Annotated in this window: 17 protein-coding genes, 1 other RNA gene and 1 pseudogene; 7 read left to right on the forward strand and 12 right to left on the reverse strand. The window is 42.9% G+C overall.

The genetic code is table 11. The features are described 5' to 3' along the window. Positions 1-15 precede the first annotated feature (15 nt). Positions 16-699: a RibD family protein gene (locus ACN222_RS20535; RefSeq protein WP_010998243.1), complete on the reverse strand. Its 684-nt coding sequence runs from the start codon at positions 697-699 to the stop codon at positions 16-18. A 728-nt stretch (positions 700-1427) separates the two neighbouring features. On the opposite strand from ACN222_RS20535, the gene ACN222_RS20540 reads away from it, so the two are divergent. Both ACN222_RS20540 and ACN222_RS20545 read left to right on the forward strand, forming a co-directional pair. Continuing rightward, positions 1428-2636, forward strand: a complete 1209-nt coding sequence (locus ACN222_RS20540) for an RNA-guided endonuclease InsQ/TnpB family protein (RefSeq protein ID WP_010994068.1) — start codon at positions 1428-1430, stop codon at positions 2634-2636. A gap of 30 nt (positions 2637-2666) precedes the next feature. Next, a pseudogene (locus tag ACN222_RS20545) lies at positions 2667-4592 on the forward strand (ATP-binding protein); the annotation flags it as partial. A 59-nt stretch (positions 4593-4651) separates the two neighbouring features. On the opposite strand, the gene ACN222_RS20550 reads toward ACN222_RS20545, so the two are convergent. From ACN222_RS20550 to corA, 5 genes are all read right to left on the reverse strand, one after another. Then, positions 4652-5722, reverse strand: a complete 1071-nt coding sequence (locus ACN222_RS20550; protein WP_010998245.1) for a Gfo/Idh/MocA family protein — start codon at positions 5720-5722, stop codon at positions 4652-4654. A 421-nt stretch (positions 5723-6143) separates the two neighbouring features. Next, a complete protein-coding gene (rnc, locus tag ACN222_RS20555) occupies positions 6144-6872 on the reverse strand; it encodes a ribonuclease III (protein WP_044522089.1) in 729 nt (242 codons plus the stop codon). Positions 6873-7035: 163 nt separating this feature from the next. Continuing rightward, positions 7036-7484: RNase P RNA component class A (gene rnpB, locus ACN222_RS20560), an RNA gene on the reverse strand. A 47-nt stretch (positions 7485-7531) separates the two neighbouring features. Beyond that, a complete protein-coding gene (locus tag ACN222_RS20565; RefSeq protein ID WP_010998248.1) occupies positions 7532-8239 on the reverse strand; it encodes a hypothetical protein in 708 nt (235 codons plus the stop codon). Between the two features lie 62 nt (positions 8240-8301). Further along, positions 8302-9444: a magnesium/cobalt transporter CorA gene (corA, locus tag ACN222_RS20570; protein WP_010998249.1), complete on the reverse strand. Its 1143-nt coding sequence runs from the start codon at positions 9442-9444 to the stop codon at positions 8302-8304. A 211-nt stretch (positions 9445-9655) separates the two neighbouring features. On the opposite strand from corA, the gene glyS reads away from it, so the two are divergent. Beyond that, positions 9656-11806 carry a glycine--tRNA ligase subunit beta gene (glyS, locus tag ACN222_RS20575; RefSeq protein ID WP_010998250.1) on the forward strand — a complete coding sequence of 717 codons (2151 nt, stop codon included), beginning with the start codon at positions 9656-9658 and terminating at the stop codon, positions 11804-11806. Positions 11807-11890: 84 nt separating this feature from the next. Continuing rightward, entirely contained in the window at positions 11891-13279 is a 1389-nt protein-coding gene (gene murD / locus ACN222_RS20580) for a UDP-N-acetylmuramoyl-L-alanine--D-glutamate ligase (protein WP_010998251.1), read from the forward strand. On the opposite strand, the gene ACN222_RS20585 is transcribed toward murD, so the two are convergent. Further along, on the reverse strand, positions 13276-13860 hold the full coding sequence (locus tag ACN222_RS20585; RefSeq protein WP_010998252.1) for a DUF3611 family protein: 585 nt from the start codon (positions 13858-13860) through the stop codon (positions 13276-13278). The genes murD and ACN222_RS20585 overlap by 4 nt on opposite strands. A 213-nt stretch (positions 13861-14073) precedes the next feature. Here ACN222_RS20585 and ACN222_RS20590 point away from each other — a divergent pair, with 213 nt between their 5' ends. Then, positions 14074-14547, forward strand: coding sequence for a TspO/MBR family protein (locus ACN222_RS20590; RefSeq protein WP_010998253.1), 474 nt, complete (start codon positions 14074-14076; stop codon positions 14545-14547). 215 nt (positions 14548-14762) lie between these two features. Beyond that, a complete protein-coding gene (locus ACN222_RS20595; RefSeq protein ID WP_010998254.1) occupies positions 14763-15236 on the forward strand; it encodes a TspO/MBR family protein in 474 nt (157 codons plus the stop codon). Between the two features lie 8 nt (positions 15237-15244). On the opposite strand, the gene ACN222_RS20600 is transcribed toward ACN222_RS20595, so the two are convergent. The 3 genes from ACN222_RS20600 to ACN222_RS20610 all read right to left on the reverse strand — a co-directional run bounded on the left by ACN222_RS20600 (position 15245) and on the right by ACN222_RS20610 (position 18113). Continuing rightward, complete coding sequence (locus ACN222_RS20600) at positions 15245-15934, reverse strand: M15 family metallopeptidase (protein ID WP_044523236.1); 690 nt, start codon at positions 15932-15934, stop codon at positions 15245-15247. Positions 15935-16122: 188 nt separating this feature from the next. After that, positions 16123-17358, reverse strand: coding sequence for a hypothetical protein (locus tag ACN222_RS20605; protein WP_010998256.1), 1236 nt, complete (start codon positions 17356-17358; stop codon positions 16123-16125). 215 nt (positions 17359-17573) lie between these two features. After that, the gene (locus tag ACN222_RS20610; RefSeq protein ID WP_010998257.1) at positions 17574-18113 is read right to left on the reverse strand and encodes a DUF3172 domain-containing protein; all 540 of its coding nucleotides are present in this window, start codon (positions 18111-18113) and stop codon (positions 17574-17576) included. A gap of 713 nt (positions 18114-18826) precedes the next feature. Here ACN222_RS20610 and ACN222_RS20615 point away from each other — a divergent pair. Then, positions 18827-19258 carry a CAAD domain-containing protein gene (locus ACN222_RS20615; protein WP_011317642.1) on the forward strand — a complete coding sequence of 144 codons (432 nt, stop codon included), beginning with the start codon at positions 18827-18829 and terminating at the stop codon, positions 19256-19258. A 132-nt stretch (positions 19259-19390) separates the two neighbouring features. Here the strand turns inward: ACN222_RS20615 and ACN222_RS20620 are convergent, their stop codons facing one another. Together ACN222_RS20620 and petH are read right to left on the reverse strand one after the other, a co-directional pair. After that, positions 19391-20680, reverse strand: coding sequence for a homoserine dehydrogenase (locus ACN222_RS20620; RefSeq protein ID WP_010998259.1), 1290 nt, complete (start codon positions 20678-20680; stop codon positions 19391-19393). Between the two features lie 223 nt (positions 20681-20903). Then, the gene (gene petH, locus ACN222_RS20625; protein WP_010998260.1) at positions 20904-22226 is read right to left on the reverse strand and encodes a ferredoxin--NADP reductase; all 1323 of its coding nucleotides are present in this window, start codon (positions 22224-22226) and stop codon (positions 20904-20906) included. Between the last annotated feature and the right edge of the window lie 196 nt (positions 22227-22422).

The following is a 22422-nucleotide window of genomic DNA, read 5'->3' on the forward strand; positions in this document are numbered from 1 at the left end:
ACCAATTTAATTCATCTACCGTTGTAGCCGATAGTGGAGAAAAACTTCGTGTGCCACTTTTTTTACTTCCAAAAGTTGAAGATGGGGAGCTAATTGTGATGTGAATCCTTTACCATCCACGGGTGTGGGTGCAGTCACACCGCCTAAAATTAATGGACAGACAGTAAGCCAAAATTCATCTATTAAATCTAATTCCAGCATAGAAGCTATTAATGCGCCCCCACCTAATACTAACAATCGTGCTATTTGTAGTGATGTTAGTTGCTCTATGGCTGTGATAGTGTCGATTTCTCCTGTTGGAGTTTCAAAAACCATAATGCGCTCAAATTCCGAGCGTCCTTGCCAAAAATTCTGGCCTAAGGTTGTTGTAACTAACCAACGCCTGATTGGCTGCTGAAAAAACCTAATTTCCGGATTGAGGTTAGCAGAATGTGTAATCACTATATGAATCGGTTGGTCAGGCTTGCCTTGCTGTTGGCGTTGTTGCAGCAGAACTGTATCTGATACGGTCAGTGTTGTACCATAAGCTCGGAGAGTGCCAGCACCTATTAAAACGGCATCAGAGGCAGCAATTTGTTGTTCCAAGTGTGTTTTATCGACACTGGTACCAAATCTAGCAGGCGATCGCCTAAAATCTGCTATCTTGCCATCTGCACTCATTGCCAAAACTACTGTGGTATGAGGACGGTGTTGCACCATAAGGTTGGTTTGATCGTCGGAAATGATGCCAGAAACAAAAGTATCATAACTTTACATAAACGCTTAAATAATCTGTAAGCTGTTTAAATTTTGCAGTTTCCCTTCCTGGGTAGGTGCAAGCTTAGGGACTTCTATACCATAAATTATTCAATCACGTTTTCTGTCTTCCCTCGGCTCCCCGCGCCCTGTCCCTTACCTGCATAAAGTTGGGAACAAGATGAGATATTTTTGAATGGGAAGCCCCTTACCCGTAAGATATTTTGTCACTTGGTACTGGATCTGTATGCAGCACAAGTCTCCACTACATCTACTTTGCTTAAGTTTTTGTATATTACGTTGCTTTTTGTATATTAAATATTTGATACTTTTATTTCCTGATAACAAATTTATGATAACTTCATAAATGTCTCCTTTAGCTAGTTTAATTGCCCGTGTTTTCTGTTGTAATGTGCAGTTGCGAAGTGAGACACTAGATGCCTAGTAACGGTCAATCATCCTTTCGACGTATTTTAGTAACCAGGATTTTGCTCTTGTTTGTCCCGGTGTTGTTTGTTGGACAGATAGCGGCGTTGAATAAGGCACGCTCTAGCTTACTAAAAACTGCGCGACAGAATCTTACGAGCCGTGAAGCGTAAAGCCCCCGTATTTTTAATCGGGGGATATAAGCGAATGACCGAATTTATTCGGTCGTAACATGGTATAATTACGTCAGAGAGTTTGACGTAAAAATGCTAGTATTTGAGACAAAACTTGAAGGAACAAACGAGCAGTATCAATTGCTGGATGAGGCGATTAAAACTGCTCGTTTTGTCCGCAATGCTTGCCTCCGGTATTGGATGGACAACCAAAACATCGGCAGGTATGATTTGAGTGCTTATTGCGCTGTCCTTGCTGCCAATGAAAACTTTCCGTTCGTTGCCAAACTCAACTCTATGGCTCGACAAGCTTCTGCTGAAAGAGCGTGGAGTGCAATTGCTCGGTTTTTTGACAATTGCAAGCAAAACAAAACCGGGAAGAAAGGTTATCCACGCTTTAAAAAAGAACAGACGCATGGGAGTGTTGAGTATAAAACTAGCGGCTGGAAGCTTAGTAGTGACCGTCGTTATGTCACTTTTAGCGACGGATTTAAAGCAGGAACTTTCAAACTCTGGGGAACTCGTGACTTGCATTTCTACCAGTTGAAACAGTTCAAGAGGGTGCGGGTTGTGCGTCGTGCCGATGGGTACTACGCGCAGTTTTGCATTGACCAAGAGCGAGTAGAAAGGCGAGAACCAACGCTTAAAACTATTGGGCTGGATGTGGGATTGAACCATTTCTTGACCGATAGCGAAGGCAATACAGTTGAGAACCCTAGACACTTGCGTAAAAGCGAAAAGTCTCTCAAGAGATTGCAACGCAGATTGTCTAAAACCAAGAAGGGTTCTAACAACAGAGTCAAGGCAAGAAATCGCTTGAGTAGAAAACACCTTAAAGTAAGTAGGCAGCGTAAAGACTTCGCCGTAAAGTTGGCGAGGTGCGTAGTCCAGTCTAGCGACTTGGTAGCCTATGAGGATTTGCAGGTGCGGAACATGGTCAGGAATAGACATCTTGCCAAGTCGATTAGTGATGCAGCGTGGACGCAGTTTCGGCAATGGGTTGAGTATTTCGGCAAAGTGTTTGGTGTAGTGACTGTTGCAGTCCCACCCCATCACACTTCGCAGAATTGTTCCAACTGTGGCGAAGTAGTGAAAAAGTCGCTGAGTACAAGAACTCATGCTTGCCCTCACTGTGGACATATTCAAGACAGGGATTGGAACGCTGCACGGAACATACTTGAACTAGGACTACGTACTGTGGGACACACAGGATCTCAAGTCTCTGGAGATATCGACCTCTGTTTGGGTGAGGTAACTCCTCCAAATAAGTCGAGTCGTGGAAAGAGAAAGCCCAAGAAGTGATTCTTGGAATCCCCCGTTTTCTAAACGGGGGAGGATGTCAAAGAAAGTGCTGTCATTAGAGGAGAGAGAATTCTTAATGCGATCGCCACTCTTAAAACCAACTTACTAACTGCCAGTCGCACAACAGTTGTACAGTCTGGTTCTCCAGAGGAAATAGAAGCATTTCTCACACAGCTAGTACAAGCACTACCCAACTACATTGAATGCTTACAACTAATTAATTGGCAAAATGGTGAAATCGTTGCCAGTAGCTGCGGTAAAAAAGAAATTACTCAATTTGGCCCATTTCTACCAACTGATAGTGTGGAACTGAGAAGCATCGCTCCCCCAAAACCTGGAGTAACAGGCCCACCTAATCCTCAAGAGCAATTACAATTGCTACTCACAGCCCCCGTATATGATAATTCCGGGAAATTGCAATATGCTTTAAATCTTCAGTCAGCATTGTATAAACAAACTCGTAATCAACCAGGTTCACTCACTGGTTCCACCATAGTCATTGCTGAAGATGGGACGATATTAGCTCATCCATTACCTGATTTAGTGGGAACTAATATCAAAGAACACTCAGATGCAAAGCAAGTACAAAGCATCATCAAAAATGCAATTGCAGGACGTAATGAGCCAATCAATTTAATTTTCAATAATAAAAAAGAATTAGTAGCAGGTTATACAGTAATTGACAGTCCCACAAGCATAAAGCCACAGCAGAAATGGATAGTCATGTCTGTGACAACTGTAGAAAATGCTCTATTTGGCTTAGAAGAAATCAAACTCATCCTAATTGTTTTAACAGTTGGTTTAATTGGTGCAAGTTTAGTAGCATCTTTGTATCTAGCGCCTTACCTAGCTAGCCCTGTGGAAGAATTGCGCGATTATGCTTTAAACATTCATAGCCACCACACCTCTAGACGAGTCCCTGATAACTTCAAGATTCGCGAGTTTAACCAACTAGCCCAAGCAATAGACCAAATGGTTGATAGGCTTAAAGTTTGGTCAGAAGAAATAGAGACTGCATGGAAAGACGCAAAAAGTGCTAATCAAGTTAAAAGTCAGTTTTTAGCTACCACTTCTCACGAATTACGCAACCCATTAAATATTATTATCAACTGCGTACGTTTAGTTAAAGATGGTTTGTGTGATAATCGAGAGGAAGAAATAGAATTTCTTCAGCGTGCTGATGAAACAGCTATACATTTACTAGGAATTATTAACGAACTACTCGATATTTCTAAGATTGAAGCTGGGAAACTTTCTGTAGTTAGCCAACCTTTAGATTTACGACAAACACTTTTAGAAGTAATCAATTTACAGTCAGTTAATGTTCAACAAAAAGGCCTGCAACTGAAAACCAACTTAGGCACAGAACCCATTCCCGTCAAGGCGGATGCAGCTAAATTAAAACAGGTATTAATTAATATAATTGGTAATGCTACTAAATTCACCGATGAAGGTGGTATTAGTATTGCGACAACCATTCAAACTCGAATTGAGGGTAAATCGCAAGTGATGGTTAGTATTACAGATACCGGCTTAGGGATTGAACCTGCTCAACAACATAAACTATTCCGTCCCTTTGTGATGGTGAATGGTAGCACTACACGAAAGTTTGAGGGTACAGGCTTGGGTTTAGCCATTTCACGAAACTTAATTGAACTCATGGGTGGTACTATCACTTTGGAGAGTGCTGGTATAAATCAAGGTACGACAGTTAATATTACTTTGCCATTGATTGATATCTCTTTATTAGGTTTATCAGCCACAGATAATAATATTAAAAACCAGAAAAATTTAGAAGAAGATGAGGAAATTAAGGGAACTGATTCTTTCTCCTCTAACCATCCAGAAGCAATACCTCTAGAGTGTAATGAAAACTACGGCTCTAAAAAAACAAAGTTAGAAGAAGAGTATATTGATCTAGAGCGGGTTAATCTTTTTATGATGCGTAATTCGTAATTGATTTTGTGATGTGGATAAGCTTTCGTATTGTAGTAGTTGTGTAAATTATTATAAATTTATTTAAGAGGCACGGATTGACCGCCCTGTTGGAGAGATGTGGTTAGAGCAGAGAGAATTTTGACTAACTCTGTACCTACCCAACCAGAAGAAATGCTTGGGGGTATATTCTGGAGAACAGAAGTAATAAAGCGATCGCACACTCGTTGCAAAGGTTCGCCTGTTTTTAGCTCCAAAACTTCTTGGCTTTGATTCACAGGTAAAAATAGATTTCCTTGCCGTTCAAATTCGCCATGCAATAAAGTTAACTGTGATGATGGTGACATTTCATCAAAAATCAAAGTTCCAATGCTTCCTACCACCGCCAGGCGACGCTGTTTATCATTATTCAACCAGCACAGGTGAATATAAGCTTTAAAACCATCTGGATAAGTTAGTGTTACCCAAACTAAATCGGCTAATCCGTTTGAATGTTGAGTAAGAATTTCTTCCTCATTTCTCCCCTGCTGCCTGCCCCCTGCCTCTTTCCCCTCACCTTGCAGCCAAACCGTACCCGTCGCCTGTACACTTACAGGTACTTGACCTAACCAGTTGTTAAAGATGGCGATATCATGAATGGCTAAATCCCATAAGGCATCAACATCTTGACGGACAGGGCCTAAATGGGTGCGTGTAGCATAGCCATAACGCAACTCGCCTAATTTACCAGCCTGGACGACAGTTTGTCCTTCCTCTACGGCTGGGTGAAATAAATAGGTGTGATCCACCATGAGTATTAATTGCCGTTGCTCTGCTAATTGGCAAAGTTCTTGACACTCTACGGGGTCTAGGGTTAGGGGTTTTTCTGCCAGAACATGATAGCCCTGAGCGAGAGCGTCTTTAATTAAAGCATAGTGAGTGGTAGCTGGGGTGGCGATCGCTACTGCTGTTAATCCTGGCACTTTTTGTAAGTCAGACCAATCGGTGGTTAACAGGACATTTTCAGCTAACTTAAACTGCTGCTTGACTACCGCCAACCTCTCTGGATGGGGATCAACTATTGCCACAACCTCAGCTTGCGGATGTGCTAAAAAATTCCGCAACAAATGCACTCCCCAGCGTCCTACCCCGATAACAGCGATTTTAGTCATTGGTCATTGGTCATTAAAAACTGGTTTTTTATACACAGCTAAATAACAAAGTGAGTTCGACAAGTCTTTTTCGACCTCTCCCCCAGCCCCTCTCTCTTGAAAAGTTCTGATCGCCGGAAGCCGGCGCTCAGACTTTTCGCTCCGACGCGGAGAGGGGAGTCAAGAGCTAACATATGAACTAAAAATGGGGTTTTAAAGTATCTCTCCTTGCAGGGGAGAGGTACTCTCTACGAGAAGCGCTGAGTGCAAAGCACACGCTACGCGAACGCTCTATGGAGAGGGGTTTTTTAATCGTTGAACTCCCGTTAATAAAAGATATGCTGCGTGAAATATCTCTTATGTTTGTTATTAGTTAATAGTCACTGGTAAATGATTAAGCGTCAATAGTTACGTGTAATTGCTTTTGACTATGGACTATAAACTATTGATTAGCAATTTCTTCTGGAGGAGTGATAGCCAAAAAGGCTACTTTGGCGGCGGCTTGTTCGGCGGCTTTGATAGAGCGTCCTTTGCCTTCACCGAGTTTGTTACCGTGTAACCAAACTTCGGCGGCGAAACGTTCTTGAGTGCGATTTGCTTGATTGATTTCGACGACTCGATATTCAGGTAAAACCTTAAATTGTGCTTGCGTCCATTCCTGTAGTGCGGCTTTGTAGTTGAGTCTGGCGGGGTCGAGGCGAATTTCGGCTGCTAGTTGGCGAAAGTGATGGTCTAACCAAGGGCGAATGAGTTCTAGATTAGAAGTGCTGAGATAAAGCGCACCTAAAACAGCTTCAAAAGCATCTGCCAATCGGGACTCTTGACCAATTTTGTCACTGGTGGCACTGCCAGCAACTAGTAAATGTAATTCTAAACCATATTCTCTGGCTAATTGGGCGAGGATGCGATCGCTCACTAATACCGAACGAATTGCCGCAAAATCTCCCACAGGGCAATCAGGATAAGTCTCCCACAGCATCACAGCCGCCGCTAACCGCACCACCGCATCACCAACAAACTCCAACTGTTCATAATTAGCTGATTCAGACACAGTAGGATGAGTCAATGCTAAATCCAGCAATTCCCACTTAATGGGTGCTGTTATTGGCAGACCTAATTTTCTTACTAAACTTTCAAGTTGCCTCTGACGGCGGGGATACACAAGAGTCATTTGTTAGTTGTCAGTTGTCAGTTGCCAGTTGTCAGTTGTCAGTTGTCAGTTGTCAGTTGTCAGTTGTCAGTTGTCATTGGTCGTTTCTTTTGACTAGGGACTAATGACTAATGACTATTGACTAATAACTAATGACTATCGACTAATGACTATTGACTAAAAGAGGAGAGAGTTGGTGGTAAGCCGGGTTCTGTTCTCTGTGTAAATTGCTTTACACGAGGGCGATTATCTATCTGGGACGTTTGTTACCAAACGCCTCTAGCGGCTCTCTGATAGCGGAACTGGTAAAAGACCAACCATAGTTCCTTCGGCCTTGCTCCCAACCGGGGTTTACCGAGCCAGTACCTCTCGATACTGCTGGTGCGCTCTTACCGCACCTTTGCACCCTTACCAAGAGTTGGGTATTGGGTATGGGGGATTAGGGATTGGGAAGTTTCTTCCCCAGTCCCCAACCCCTAGTCCCCAGTCCCCAATCTTGGCGGTATTTTTCTGTGGCACTATCCTCACGATCGCTCGCACTGGACGTTATCCAGCAAGTCTGGTCTTTCGGGAGTCCGGACTTTCCTCAAATCAGTTAAGCTAACTGGTCTGCAACCGCCAACGCCTACTCTCTCCCTAGCTCCAGTGTAATCTTCGTTGGTGTCTTGTGTCTGTTTTGCTTATTTCTTTTTATTCCAGGGTAGGGCATAAGTCCAAGGTAGTTTTTTGATAGTGAAGGGACAATTAATAATGGATATGGGAGGAAATTCTGACCCAGGAACAAAACCTGCTCGTACTTTAGTTACCCGCAGTACTAGTTGTAGAGAAAAGTCTAACTCCTTACCTCTATTCATAAATTCGCCATACAATTTTTTCTGAGGTGGCCCGCCCTTTTGTAACCCTGTAATATTAATTAAGGGTTTTTTTGCTGAATAAGTGCCAGCTACCTGATCGCGCTCGAAGACATCTTCGGCTGTAATGGACTCTGTTAGTGTCTTTTTTGGAACGATTAAACTAGGACTTTGTGGTACAGCTAAGTCACGGGTTAAGTCTGGTGATTTTCTAATCACTCGCCGTGATTGTTTGGAATGCTCGACTACTAAAGAGCTATTATCCCAGTCTACATAAATAGCGACATCATCAGATTTATTCTCAATGCTCATTGAGAGGTCTTTAACGTCATCATAGGAGTTAGAGGCTGCAAGTTTAAAGGATATGCCAATTTTGTCGTCGAGTTCTTGTTCTTTGAGTTGGTCATCTACTACGGATTTTTTAAACTCATATTTGATGCGATCATCAATGGCATCAACCATGCGATTAAATATATAAGATACACCAATAATATAGATTGTTAAGACAAGTAAATTTTGGTCAGTACTCCTAGTCATACTTAACTATATAAACTCCATATAATAATTTTTCCTACGTAACCCCTTGGCAACGTTCAATATTAATCACGCTCAATCATAGAAGAATTTTCTAGCCAACCTCGTTTCCAAAATAAAAATAGTAATGCAAAAGCGATCGCTCCCATAACTCCTAAGCACAGGGGGTAACCCCAATACCAGTTCAACTCAGGCATATTGTATGGCGATTTTTCCGTATTGAAATTCATTCCATATATACCTGCAACAAAAGTTAGGGGAATAAAGATTGATGAAACCACTGTCAGTAGTTTCATAACTTCATTCATTTTGTTACTGACTGCTGACAAGTATACATCCATCAATCCAGAGGCTAACTCGCGGTAGGTTTCCACCATATCCATGACTTGCACCGCATGGTCATAACAATCGCGGAGATAGATTTGCACCTCCGGGCTAATGAGTTGACTGCGATCGCGTATTAAAGCATTAATCGCATCTCGTTGCGGCCAAATAGCCCGACGCAGTTGCAGTAATTCGCGCCTCACGTGATAAATTTTTTGCAGTGTTTGGCGACTAGGACTAACGATTACTTCTTCCTCTAAATCCTCAAGTGCTTCCCCATAACGTTCCAAAACTGGGAAAAAACCATCAATAATCGCATCGAGCAAAGCATAAGCTAAATAATCAGCACCTTGGCGGCGGATAGTTCCTTTACCTTTTTCAATTCGCATCCTCACGCCTGCAAAGCAATCATGCTCTGGTTCTTCCTGAATACTTAACAGGTAGTGCTTACCTAAAATTAGACTGACTTGCTCACTATAAAACCCTGATTCCCTTTCCTTGGGTACAACCATCCGGGCAATAAATAATAATTGGTCGTCGTAATCCTCCGTTTTGGGGCGTTCCGATACATTCACCACATCTTCTAAAACCAGAGGCGGTAACTCAAAAACTTGCCCCACTCGCTCTAAGATGTCCTGATTACCCAAACCCTGGACATCTACCCAAGTCACAGAACTGGTATCCAAATAGGGTAGGCATTCTTCCGGTGTGGCAACTCGTTGATGAGTAAAATCAGTTTGGCTATAGTCAATTAAGTCGATTTCCGGTGGCGGCGCATCTGCATCAATAATGATAGTTCCGGGGATGGTTCCAGGGTAATGATAGAACTCATCTTTATATGGTTTATTGACTGCTTTGGCAAGACGACGAAGTTTTCTAATCATGCAGTTATACCCGAAACTTATTAATTAAAAGAGTCCTGAGTCAAGAGTCAATGGTCAAAATTTAGCTTCTCTCTCTAAGTCCTGAGTAAAAGTTTCTTCCCCTACACCCTTACACCCCTAAACCCCCACACCCTTACACCCTAAGCCTGACGGCAAGGTAAACTGTTGGAATTGATAAAGTTAAGCTACGCAAAGTTAGAAACAGAATCCTATGCCTGGGTTTTTATTGGAAGTTGGAACAGAAGAATTACCTGCAAGCTTTCTCGGTGGTGCGATCGCTCAGTGGCGATCGCGGATTCCCCAGAGTTTAGCAGCTAATAGCCTCACCAGTGAATCTGTAGAGGTCTACGGGACTCCCCGGCGTTTGGCAGTACTCATCACAGGTTTACCATCCCAACAGCCAGATCGGGAAGAGGAAATCAAAGGCCCACCCGCCCAAGCAGCTTTTAAAGATGGTCAACCAACTCCAGCCGCCGTAGGTTTTGCTAAAAAGCAAGGGGTAGAACTAGAGGCGTTAGAGGTACGCCCCACGGATAAGGGGGAATTTGTCTTTATTCAGAAAAAAACACCCGGTCGTCCTGTGGCAGACATTCTAACCGAACTTGTCCCTCAATGGATTTATAGCCTAGAAGGTAAGCGGTTGATGCGTTGGGGTGATGGGGATGTGAGATTTTCCCGTCCCATTCGCTGGTTAGTTGCTTTATTAGATGAGGCGATTTTGCCCCTGGAATTGGTGAATGGTTCCTTGACGGTGAAGAGCGATCGCATTTCTTACGGTCATCGGGTTTTACATCCCGCACCAATTACAATTCAGAAAGCGGGTGATTACGTCAATACGCTGCGTGATGGTTATGTGACTGTAAATGCTAAGGAACGGACGACGACAATTAAAGAGCAAGTAGCCGCTACGGTGCAAAAATTAGGCGGTTATACAGAAATTTACCCAGATTTATTAGAGGAAGTTACTAACTTAGTAGAATGGCCTTCCCCAGTGGTTGGTAAATTTGAAGAAGAATTTTTAAACTTACCGACGGAAGTGACGACAACAGTCATGGTGAGTCACCAACGTTATTTTCCTGTATTCAAGACTGGGGATCATAAAGAACTTTTACCTTATTTCATCACCGTTTCTAACGGCGACCCCACTAAATCAGAAGTGATTGCGGTTGGTAATGAAAGAGTGATTCGGGCAAGATTAGCAGATGGTCAGTTTTTCTATAAAACAGATTTATCCAAGAGTTTAGAAAGTTATTTACCCCAATTAGAAACAGTCACTTTTCAAGAAGACCTTGGTTCTTTACGTGGCAAGGTAGAGAGAATTGTTAAGGTTGCTGCACAGATTAGTAGCCAACTGCAATTAGGGGAAGGCGATCGCCAAAACAACCAAAGAGCCGCTTTATTATGTAAAGCTGATTTAGTCACCCAAATGGTGTTTGAATTCCCAGAACTACAGGGAATTATGGGACAAAAGTATGCTGTAGCTAGTGGAGAAAGTCCAGAAGTATCCACGGCAATTGTTGAACATTATTTACCACGGGGAGCCGATGACATCTTACCCCAAACCCTCACAGGTCAAGTTGTGGGTTTGGCAGATAGACTCGATACCTTAGTGAGTATCTTTGGCTTGGGGTTAATTCCCACAGGTTCATCTGACCCCTTTGCTTTGCGCCGCGCCGCTAACGCTGTAGTTAACATTACTTGGGCTGCTAATTTACAAATCAACTTAGCTAGTTTACTGGCACAAACAGTAGCCGAATTTGCTGCCCAATACAATAAAGACCAAGCGCCATTAATTACAGCCTTAAATGAATTCTTTTTGCAACGTATTCGCACCTTATTACAAGAAGAGAAACAAATTGACTACGACTTAGTAAATGCAGTATTGGGAGAGAATGACCCAGAATATACAGAACGGGCATTACAGGATTTACTAGATGTGCGCGATCGCGCCCTCTATCTACAACAAATCCGCCGCGACGGTACACTAGATAAAATCTACGAAACCGTGAACCGTTCCACACGCCTAGCAGCCCAAGGTGATTTAGATACCCAACAGCTAGACCCCACATCTGTAGTGCGTCCTGAATTGTTCCAAAAGCCTTCCGAATCAGATTTTTATGATGCTTTGGTTAAACTAGTACCCCAAACGCAAGCAGCACAAGAGTCACGCAACTATCAATTGTTAGTAGCGGGGTTGGTGGAGATTGCGCCTACGGTGAGTAACTTCTTTGATGGAGCAGATAGCGTTTTAGTGATTGACCCCGACCCAGAAATCAAGCGCAATCGCCTAAATATCCTGGGATTATTGCGGAATCATGCCCGTGTGTTAGCTGACTTTGGGGCGATCGTGAAAAATCTGTAGTATAAAGCAATAAAAAGTGGTGTAATTTTTGCCCATTAAGCGCTACCATTATGAGTGCTTAACCAGGGAACTCTGCCACAGTCTATGTCCAAAGCCCATGTAGTTGGATTAGGAAAGTCCGGTGTTGCTGCGGCGAGATTGTTGAAACGGGAAGGTTGGGAGGTAGTTCTGAGCGACAGTAACACCTCCGATACCCTCCTCAAACAGCAACAAGAACTCGCTAAAGAACAAATCACAGTTGAATTAGGGTATTCATTAGATTTTGCTGGTGCTTTACCTGATTTGATTATTGTGAGTCCCGGCGTTCCTTGGGACATTCCCGACTTAGTCAAAGCGCGAGATTTGGGCATAGAAACTATTGGCGAAATGGAACTCGCTTGGCGACATTTAAAGTCTTTGCCTTGGGTAGGAATTACCGGCACTAACGGCAAAACCACCACCACAGCCTTAATTGCCGCTATCTTTCAAGCAGCCGGATTCGATGCCCCCGCTTGCGGTAACATTGGCTATGCGGCTTGTGAAGTGGCTCTAGCAGAAATACCCCCCGATTGGATAATTGGGGAAATGAGCAGCTATCAAATAGAATCGTCCGTCACCCTAGCCCCTCATATTAGTATCTGGACAACCTTCACCCCAGATCACCTAGCCCGTCACAAGACTTTAGAAAACTATTACGACATTAAAGCCAAGTTATTACGTCAATCCCATTTACAAGTGTTCAATGGTGATGATGCCTACTTATCTAAGATAGGTGCAAGTCATTGGCCGGATGCCTATTGGACAAGTGTGCAAGGGAAAGAATCCCTACTTGGTGAAAAAGGCTTTTATATTGAAGATGGCTGGGTGGTAGAACAATTGCCAAACTCCCCACCCCAAAGAATTGTCGAAGCCTCAGCTCTACGCATGGTAGGGGCGCACAACCTGCAAAATCTCCTCATGGCAGTAGCCGCAGCCCGTTTAGCAGATATTTCCCCCAATGCCATTGACAAGGCGGTGCGAGAATTTCCAGGGGTTGCTCATCGCTTAGAACACATCTGCACTTGGGAAGGCATCGACTTTATCAACGACAGCAAAGCCACAAACTACGATGCGGCGGAAGTAGGACTAGCATCGGTGAAAAGCCCAGTGGTTTTAATAGCTGGCGGTGAAGCCAAACCAGGGGATGATACAGCTTGGTTGGCGAAAATCCAAGCGCAAACATCAGCCGTGTTACTTATTGGTAGTGCTGCACCAGCATTCGCCCAACGCCTAAAAGAAGTTGGGTATACCCATTATGAAATCGTGGAGACGATGGAAAAAGCGGTAAGGCGATCGCTAGAATTAGCTAAACACCATCAAGCCCCCGTAGTCTTGTTATCCCCAGCCTGCGCCAGCTTCGACCAATACCCCAATTTTGAAGCACGGGGCGATCATTTTCGGGAGTTGTGTCTGGAATTGGTAGGGGAAAAAGAAACAAATTCAAATCATCATTAATGCTGATGTACTCTCTCCAGTAGCCAAATTGAAGCGATCGCCCCCACAAAATGGGCCGCAATACCATTGATATTCCCTACCATCACAAACACATCCAGCGCCCTGATAATTTTGTTGGGGTCAGTAATGGCTACCCCTGGTGGTTGGGAAATAGATTTTGCAATGAGTACACCCAAGGTTGCACCAGCACCTATGAGGGTTAGTAGTATTCCCACTAAACTTACTATTATTCCTAACCGAATCGCTTGAGTTGTATCTGCCTTGCTGGGGTGTAAAGCCGGATTGGGATTTGCTAAATGCTTACCGATGCGGGTGTAACGAAAATCCCAATACACACTAAACAATAAAGCTATAACACCGCAGACAGCCCAAAATATGCCAATTCCCAGTCCTGCGTTTGGTTGCTCTGCAAAGCCGCGGCCAGTGGAGGCGAAAAGTAAAGCTAAACCAGCAACCACAGCCAGTCCCAGTTGTACCCAAAGAGTAATCCAGCCTGTGAGACGAATTGTATTGGCAATTCCGTAGAGGGTAGGCGCTCCCCCTACAGTAGGTGACGAGCGCATTTCTGATTCCGCTTCCATATCAATTTCCTTTGCTTATGCCCCAATCACTACGATATTTCCCCTCTTGTACACAAACGCCCACCCACAGACAGAACACCCCTCCACCCAGGAGACATAAAGTTACGTATCTCAAACTTAGGATTGATGGGTAATTAGGGTTTTGGTTGCCAAAATATAGGCACAATCAGGCATATTTAAGCGATAAATAGCATTTGCTAAGGAATAAGGGACATGATTAAATCTTGGATGGTGATTGGCGGTGTGGCTATTTTAGTAGCCTTGGCTGCTAATTTAATTGCACCAAGCGATCGCAAGTGGTTCAACCGCCTGCAAAGACCCAGATGGTTAACATTTGAAGCAGCAATCCCAGTGATCTGGACTGTAATTTTTATCTGTGGTGCTTGGTCTGCTTATATTGTGTGGGAGAAAAACCCAGGAACCAATACAACATGGTTGATCATGGGTTTATACTTGCTATTAGAAATTGTGACTATTGCATATACACCTGTGATGTCCAGGCTCCGTAGTCTTCGGGTGGGTACAATTATCGGAGGTACAGGTTTAGTTATTAGCCTAATTTTAACCCTGGTTGTCTTAAATAGTTCTGGTTGGGCAGCATTATTACTAGTTCCTTATTTGCTGTGGAGTCCCATCGGCACTTACACAACTTGGCAAATGGCTCATCTCAATCCTCAAGATGCTTAATATTCCTACTAATGACTGATTAATCCCCTATCCGCCATTGTCAAACTAGCAGGATTAGGACTTACGTATAAAAGCGAAAAATTATGGTTTTGAGAGGTACAGGTCATAGGTGTTTAAAACCCTTACCCCCTTATACCCTACTAACTAAAGTGAAGAGTTTCGTTGCGTTAGTCCTGAATATATGACTGGAAAAAATCTCAGGGATAGGAAAAAGTATGATTCCCTCTTGGTTAGTGATTGGGGCTGTAACTTTCTTAGTCGCAGTTGGAAGTTTCTTCATTACACCCCGTGATGTTAAATGGTTTGCCCAATTAAGTCGCCCCCGATGGCTAGTTTTTGAGCAATTTATCCCCTTGATTTGGACTGTAATTTTTATTTGCGGTGCGGCTTCCGCCTACATCGTTTGGGAACACAACCCAGGCGGTACGATCACCTGGCTACTAATGGTTTTATACCTTTTAGTAGAAATAATCACCGTAACTTATATACCTTTAATGTTGAGATTTCGCAGTCTCAAAACAGGAGAAATTATTGGCTTAAGCGGTTTCATCGCAGCTGTTGTGTTAGCGATCGCTGTACTACCTATTTCTGGGCTAGCATCTGTATTATTGATTCCCTATCTACTATGGAGTCCCATCGGTACATATACCACCGACGAACTAAGGCAACTCAATCCTGAAGACGCTTAAACTCAGAACTATGGCACACGTCCATAAATGGCGGTAGGCTGATTACTCAACCAAGCCCACATTTGATCACCGTAGCAAAAATGCCACCACTCCTTCGGATTACGTTGGAAACTAGCTTTTAACATGACATCACACAACAATTGACGATGAGCGTGATACTCCGGCGCTGCTGGTTCTTTACTATTGGCATAGTAATCGGGATGCGATCGCTCTGACAATTCATCAATCGGCGAACCCATGTTTACAACCTGTCCGCCATCATCTACTAAAGTCACGTCTACTGCTGCACCGGTACTGTGGGGTGGAGGAGTTTTTTCATCCAAACTCGGTACAGCCCAAATTTCATAAACCGCTTGCCAAATTTCTTGGCGTTGCTGCGGCGTTAATTCAGCCTCAATTAACCCTCGTTCCTCAACTGCCATAGCGAAGCTGTAATCTACCATAAACTGCTGCACAGCTACTGGACGATAGGCATCAAAAATTTGGATGCGCCAGCGAGGACGCAGCGACTCTAAATAACTTTGAGCTTTTATTAAACAGTTAACAACACTCTGACGCAAAAAATAAGGTGAATATTCTCCGTAAGCAGCCCCTAATCTTGCATAAGGATGGGGAGACTCCCAGGAAAATAATTCTAAAGGAATCTCTACTAGCGGTTCACCACATTCCACAATAAGTATTTGATGATAAGGTCTGATCTGGTAATTAATCACTCTCAGTAGATTTAGATTTAACTAAACCTAGAATTTACCTTTTTTTAAGTAGGATTTACCCATGAAAATGAAAAATCAAGGGTTTGCACAAAGACATAGGAGGTAAATGTTTAAAATCCTACCCTTATCCCCTTATACCCGTCTCAACAGACAACCTGGGTGGGTAAGTCCTTTCAAGGATAAGAGTAACCATTATTTTGAATCCCGTTGATATTCTGCCCCTGAGGCAAGCCATTATTAGGAAAATTAGATTGGGGTAGTTGTGAATTGCCGTAATTACCAGGAATTACTGGATTTGTGGTTGTGTTAACGTTAGTGCGAGGATTTCGCACGCGATAGGGGCCAATAATCGGTGATGTTCCAGTCAGGACGCTTGATGTTGATTGATTTTGGTTTGGTAAATTTTGAAGATAATTTAAATTATGGGAGGGGTTCGGTAAAGTTTGCTGAATATAACCTGTTCCTGAACTGACTCCTGTATTAGGTGCGATCGGCTGATTGTTGTTCAAGTTATTATAAGGAAGTGGCTGAATGTAACCCGTTCCCGAATTTAACCTCGTATTTAGTGGAACAGCCTGACCGTTATTTAAGTTATTGTAAGAACTTGGTTGTGTATAATTTGAGCCAGGATTTAAACCCGTGCTAGGTGAAAACGTTGGACTAGGTTGAGTGCTGCTGGGAAAAGACTGCATCACTCCACCATAGGAAGGTACGCCTGTAGGGTTGATGACGGCTGAAGGGTTATTATTTAAACTAGGCACGGTTTGATTAGGCGATTGGTTCAGTCCTGTTGGTAATACAGTACTTGAGTTAATGTTCTGCCTACCGTTGATTTGATTAACCAACCCTGGACTGAATATAGAAGGATTAGCAGTTTCTCTTATGGGTGCAGTGGAACCATTCCCCACTTTGTATCCCAACAACTGATTATTATCTGTTGCACCAAACCGCAATAAATTTTCTGCTTCTGACACAAAGATACTTTTTCCGACAGTTGTAGGTAATTGACCGTTAACTAAATTGGCCCCTGAATTTGGTTTAGGAGTATCAATAGACTGTGTTTTGTTGGCTGTATTAGGTACTGGAGTTTTATTTTTATTCTCCTGCGATTTAGCTATCGTTGTTGGTGTAATGATTGGCTCAGTTTCAGCAAACAAGGACTGCAAATTATCAATATCTGCTGCAATAGCTTTATCCTCTTCAGACAGAGAGGGGTCATCAGCATTTGCCGCAGGATTCTGAGTTGCTGGATTGCTAGTTGATACATCGGGGTTAGCCCAGTATTGCTGAATAACTAGCCCTACGACACATAGGAAAATTGCTGTTCCCCAAAAACTAGGTTTGCCCAAATTTAATAACCTAGCTCTGAGATAGCGCCAGTATGGAGAGGGATAACGACGATTTGGCATATATTTTTGCTAGATAACTTATTTACAGTTTTATATTATTTATACTTAGGATTGTATGATTTATTCCTACCTACCTATTTAAAGTGTAGGTGTTGCAGTCTTGAAATTTGGTAATGGGCTTTCGCCAAAAGCGTCAGCCAAACTGTCATTGATATTTGCCAATAAAGAATTTTCCAACAACCTCTTAGCTATTACCCATTACCAGTTCTAATTCATTAAAATCTTTCTGTTTCCTGAGATGGTGCGACGGCTCCTGGTTGAGACATAAAGAAGTTTTGGGCAGACTCATTTTGGTAAATACACCTAATATCAGGTTTTTCGCTGTCTAAATTACCTGTAAAGCCAAAGGTGTTGAGACGATTCTTACATTCTCTAACTTGATCGGATGTGACAAGTTTACGTTGTTCCAAAAGCGCCCAGTTATTTTGCCGCAGAACACATCCAGGCCGCATACTAGGTTGAGCAACATAGACATTGAACGGATTAAGAGTCACAAATAATCTAGCATCCATTACCATTGCACTAGCCCCATACTGGACGCAAATCTCTGGATTTGGTGCTTTCGTGTCGATAAATTCACGAGAGGCAACATTTGATGAAGATAAGGTGGTTGTAGAGCTAAAAGCAATACCAATTCCAATTCCTAATACAAGAACTCCCCCCAAAATAGCAATAGTGGCAAAGTTAAATATGGAGGGTTGGAAACCAGGAGATTTAGATGTAGTAGTTGATCTACCAGTAGATTTACGTCTCATTCTTGCTTTATAACCTTCATACCTGAAAAAGTCGGGAGTTGTTCTAACAGTAATAAGTTACAAGTTATCAATGCAAGAGAATGTTAATAACTGTTTGCTGTTCACTGATTTAATTTACTCTCCCTATTTCAGTATGCCGATTATTGACGTAATTGACCGCTACTTTCCAGACAATATTTAATATCTGATGTATTACCATAATAAAATCTCAATGTCTAGTGAATTTCAACCTATAAGAATTTCTGTTCAATATTTAGTGTTAAGAACCCATAGGCTAATTAGCCATGACCGACGCTCAGTCGTAGACCATCGCGGCTTAAGATAGCTTTAATATTCAGATAAAATTGGCGTTTATGCTTATATAAATGAGAGGTAGAGTGATTTTTGCATAATTAGTACTTAAATGAGTACGATTATGAGCAACTGACACAGTTTGGGATAATAACAACCTGAAGATTGCAGTTGATCCACGAAAACAGAATTTAGAAAGGTGCTGATTGTATTACATTCCGCATTTTTCCGACTTCTATCCTCCTACTGACCTTCTACCTTGTAGTTGATGCAGTAGATGTTATGGGACAAGTATGGTTAATAGGATACCAAACCCTGTTCCCCAACTCAGTCTGATGCACTTGTGCATTGCCTAATCAACAGCCTTTCGGTTGTCATTGTCCTAATAGAGAACCTCAACTGTCAAATTTACGGAAGTGAAAATGCAAGAACCGGAATTCGCCCAAACCCAGTCAAAAGAGGCAACAGTGCCAGAAATCAACAGCCAAACAGGAACTATTACTAAACTCCAGCCTCCTGTGCAGTCTCAAGAGGAATGGCGCAAATATGGAGAACAAGTTTCTGATTTTTTAGCGACTCTTCCCGATTACGTAGGAAACTTTTTTAACCAATACAAACAACCCTTAGTCAGTGTGGGTTTAATTGTGGCATCAATTGTCGCAGTTAAGGTACTGTTAGCAGTTTTAGATTCTTTGAATGATATTCCTTTAGTAGCACCAACATTTGAATTGATTGGTATCGGTTACTCTGCTTGGTTTGTTTACCGCTACTTATTGAAAGCTTCAACCAGACAGGAGCTAACTCATGAAATTACCACTCTCAAATCCCAAGTAGTTGGTCAAGAGGATTCATAGTCTAATTTTTGACTAACCAAAGCCCAAGACTACTTTTATAAGAGAAATGACCAAGCAAAACTATGCTTGGTCATTTTTTTACTGCACTGTGTGTATAAGTTGTCAGTTGTCTGCTTTTTCTCGTCCCACTCCCTACAACACCCGCAATATGCTAGGAATGCTATCAATCGCCGGTAAATTTTGAATTTCTGCTAGGGCTTGGCGAAATTCACCTTCTCTGACATCGTGCGTCACAACTACAATCTCTACTAGTTCCCCTTGAAAGCCAGTTTGGACAATTGATTCTATACTCACCCCATGATTTCCAAAGCAAGTACCTAATTGACCAATGACGCCAGCTTGGTCTTTGGTGAGGAATCGGGCGTAAAATCTGGTTAAAAGGTCGCTAATGGGAGCAACTTGGCTATATTCTTCGTGTCTACAGGTTAATAGGGGATTGGGGGCTGTCGTATTACTCTTCAGGGCTGCTACCAAACTCAATATATCCGAGGTGACGGCGCTGGCGGTTGCTCCTGCACCTGCACCAGGGCCAAAAAACATCACCTGACCTATGGGTTCTCCTTCTACAAGAATGGCGTTATACACGCCGTTAATACTAGCTAGGGGATGTGTTTTGGGTACGAAGGTGGGGTGAACTCTGACCGATAGTTTAGTGGCATCTTGAGCCTGATTTTTAGCGATCGCTAGTAATTTAATCACAAATCCCAATTTTTCGGCATAGGCGATATCTGTTTTACTGACTTGACGAATCCCCTCACAGTAGACATCCTGCAAGTTAATTCGCCCATCAAAAGCCAATGACGCGAGAATAGCAATTTTATCTGCCGCATCTAAACCCTCTACATCCGCCGTAGGGTCGGCTTCTGCGTAACCCAAGCGCTGGGCATCAGCTAAGACATCAGCAAATTCGCTACCCTCTGTTTGCATCCGGGTGAGGATGTAGTTAGTAGTACCATTAACAATGCCTGTAACAGTATGCAGTCTGTTGACACTTAAAGCCTGCTTCAATGGTTGAATTACAGGAATACCACCACCAACGGCGGCTTCCAGCATCACATAAACTCCGGCTTGATTAGCAGCCGTAAAAATTTCTGCCCCGAAACGAGCGATCGCCGCTTTATTAGCTGTGACTACGTGCTTACCATTATGTATGGCTTGGAGAATGAGCGATCGCGCCGGTTCTAATCCCCCCATGACCTCAACAACAATATCTACTGCTGGGTCATTGACAATTGACTCTAAATCTGTAGTTATAACTTCCGGCTGTAATTGTACATCGCGGGATTTATCAAGCGATCGTACTCCCACCCGATATATTTCTATTTCTTGCAGCAAAGGGTGACGACCAACTGTATCTTGTAGCAGTTGCACCGTTCCCGTTCCTACCGTACCTAATCCTAAGATTCCCAGCTTTACACCCACAAACTTTGTACCAAATTTAGTTTTAAGTGCTGAGTCCTGAGTCCTGAGTCCTGAGTCATCATCCCCAGAACTAAGAACTCATTTCTCAGGTATTTATATACAAAACAATTGTAGGGTCGGCACTGCCCACCCTACAAATTCATCAATTTTGTTAGTTGTTTGTCCTCAGTTGTCAGTTGTTTGTATTTTGCGACTGACAACTGACAATTGACCAATAACCAACTTAGTATGTTTCTACGTGCCAGCGACCAGCTTTCTTGAGGTCTTTTTGGTAATCACTCCAGGTAACACCTTCTTTCGCAGCCGCAGCACTTAAAGCAGCATCAATGCCCTCTTCCATACCGCGCAAACCACAGATGTAGGTGTGGGTTTTTTCATTCTTGATTAATTGCCACAGTTCATCAGCGTGTTCTGCCACACGGTCTTGGATGTACATTCTGCCACCTTGGGGATTCTTTTGCTCCCGGCTGATAGCGTAAGTTAGGCGGAAGTTATCGGGATATTTTTGTTGGATTTCTTCCAGTTCTTCTTTATAAAGAATGTTAGGAGTTGTAGGAACACCAAAGACTAACCAAGAGAATCCTTTGAATTGATATTCTGGGTTAGCAGCTCTTTCTGCATCCTTGAACATCCGCCACAGGTAAGTCCGCATAGGCGCAATACCAGTACCTGTTGCCAACATGATGACATTAGCTTCAGGATCATCGGGTAACAGCATTTCTTTACCCACAGGCCCAGTGATTTTCACTTCTGAACCTGGTTCAATGTGAGTCAAGTAAGTAGAACAAACACCGTAAACTGTTTCGCCGCTTTCTGGATGTTTGTACTCTAATTGACGGACGCACAGTGAGATGGTTTTATCATCCACATCATCGCCGTGACGGGTCGAGGCAATGGAGTAGAGTCTCAATTTTTCCGGCTTGCCGTTCTTGTCCACTCCTGGTGGAATGATACCAATACTTTGACCTTCGATGTACTTTAAGTTACCACCAGTTAGATCAAATTTAATGTGCTGAACAATACCTATCCCGCCTTCTTTTACCAGTGGTTCATTAGAGATTACCTTACCAATAAATGGAGCATTGGGACGGTAAAGATTAACAGGAACATCAGCGTGTTTGGCTTTCGCTTGAGTCATGGTGTTGCCTTTGTTGTCTTTTTTCTTAAGCTGTTCTTCAGCTGGTGGTTTAGCGAAGCCTTTAGCTCCACTATCAGTTTTTACAGGTGTGGCTTTACCATTCCCCTCAGACTTAGCAATCTCACTAGACGCATCTGTTACTGTTGCAATGGTAGTTCTACCATTGAGTTGTTGTAGTGCGCTTACTGTTTGAATGCTAACAATCTTGCCGCCTAGTCGAGTGATACGCTGCATTTCTTGATTCATGCGGTTGTAAGGCACTCTAATGAACACACTGCCACTTTTACGAATTGGGTAGTTCGTTTGATCAGTTTCTTCGTTCTGACGCATACCCACCACTTCGTAAACGAAGACGCGGCTACCTGATTCTACGTTGGCAGCACCATCAAAAGCACCTTGATTAGACATTCCTTCTACCACTCCGATCTTTAACTTAACCGTTTCTCAAAAAAGCTTTTCTCTTCACAAGCCAGCTTTAGTTTATCGGATTTTTCGTTACTAAAACTAGCACTCTGAGAAAGTAGCATTATCAATCAATGCTTTGGTTGTTACACTCTCCTCAAGACGTGCAGGCATAGTAATAAACACACCTGTTCACCTTCTA

Origin of the sequence: Anabaena sp. FACHB-595 (assembly GCF_048568275.1) — a bacterium.
Classification (GTDB): Bacteria; Cyanobacteriota; Cyanobacteriia; order Cyanobacteriales; family Nostocaceae; genus Trichormus.

Excerpts from the sequence above, each read along its gene's own strand:
- ACN222_RS20535 (WP_010998243.1), bottom strand. The coding sequence starts at position 699 with ATGGTGCAACACCGTCCTCATACCACAGTAGTTTTGGCAATGAGTGCA.
- ACN222_RS20540 (WP_010994068.1), top strand. The coding sequence starts at position 1,428 with ATGCTAGTATTTGAGACAAAACTTGAAGGAACAAACGAGCAGTATCAA.
- ACN222_RS20550 (WP_010998245.1), bottom strand. The coding sequence starts at position 5,722 with ATGACTAAAATCGCTGTTATCGGGGTAGGACGCTGGGGAGTGCATTTG.
- rnc (WP_044522089.1), bottom strand. The coding sequence starts at position 6,872 with ATGACTCTTGTGTATCCCCGCCGTCAGAGGCAACTTGAAAGTTTAGTA.
- ACN222_RS20565 (WP_010998248.1), bottom strand. The coding sequence starts at position 8,239 with ATGACTAGGAGTACTGACCAAAATTTACTTGTCTTAACAATCTATATT.
- corA (WP_010998249.1), bottom strand. The coding sequence starts at position 9,444 with ATGATTAGAAAACTTCGTCGTCTTGCCAAAGCAGTCAATAAACCATAT.
- glyS (WP_010998250.1), top strand. The coding sequence starts at position 9,656 with ATGCCTGGGTTTTTATTGGAAGTTGGAACAGAAGAATTACCTGCAAGC.
- murD (WP_010998251.1), top strand. The coding sequence starts at position 11,891 with ATGTCCAAAGCCCATGTAGTTGGATTAGGAAAGTCCGGTGTTGCTGCG.
- ACN222_RS20585 (WP_010998252.1), bottom strand. The coding sequence starts at position 13,860 with ATGGAAGCGGAATCAGAAATGCGCTCGTCACCTACTGTAGGGGGAGCG.
- ACN222_RS20590 (WP_010998253.1), top strand. The coding sequence starts at position 14,074 with ATGATTAAATCTTGGATGGTGATTGGCGGTGTGGCTATTTTAGTAGCC.
- ACN222_RS20595 (WP_010998254.1), top strand. The coding sequence starts at position 14,763 with ATGATTCCCTCTTGGTTAGTGATTGGGGCTGTAACTTTCTTAGTCGCA.
- ACN222_RS20605 (WP_010998256.1), bottom strand. The coding sequence starts at position 17,358 with ATGCCAAATCGTCGTTATCCCTCTCCATACTGGCGCTATCTCAGAGCT.
- ACN222_RS20610 (WP_010998257.1), bottom strand. The coding sequence starts at position 18,113 with ATGAGACGTAAATCTACTGGTAGATCAACTACTACATCTAAATCTCCT.
- ACN222_RS20615 (WP_011317642.1), top strand. The coding sequence starts at position 18,827 with ATGCAAGAACCGGAATTCGCCCAAACCCAGTCAAAAGAGGCAACAGTG.
- petH (WP_010998260.1), bottom strand. The coding sequence starts at position 22,226 with ATGTCTAATCAAGGTGCTTTTGATGGTGCTGCCAACGTAGAATCAGGT.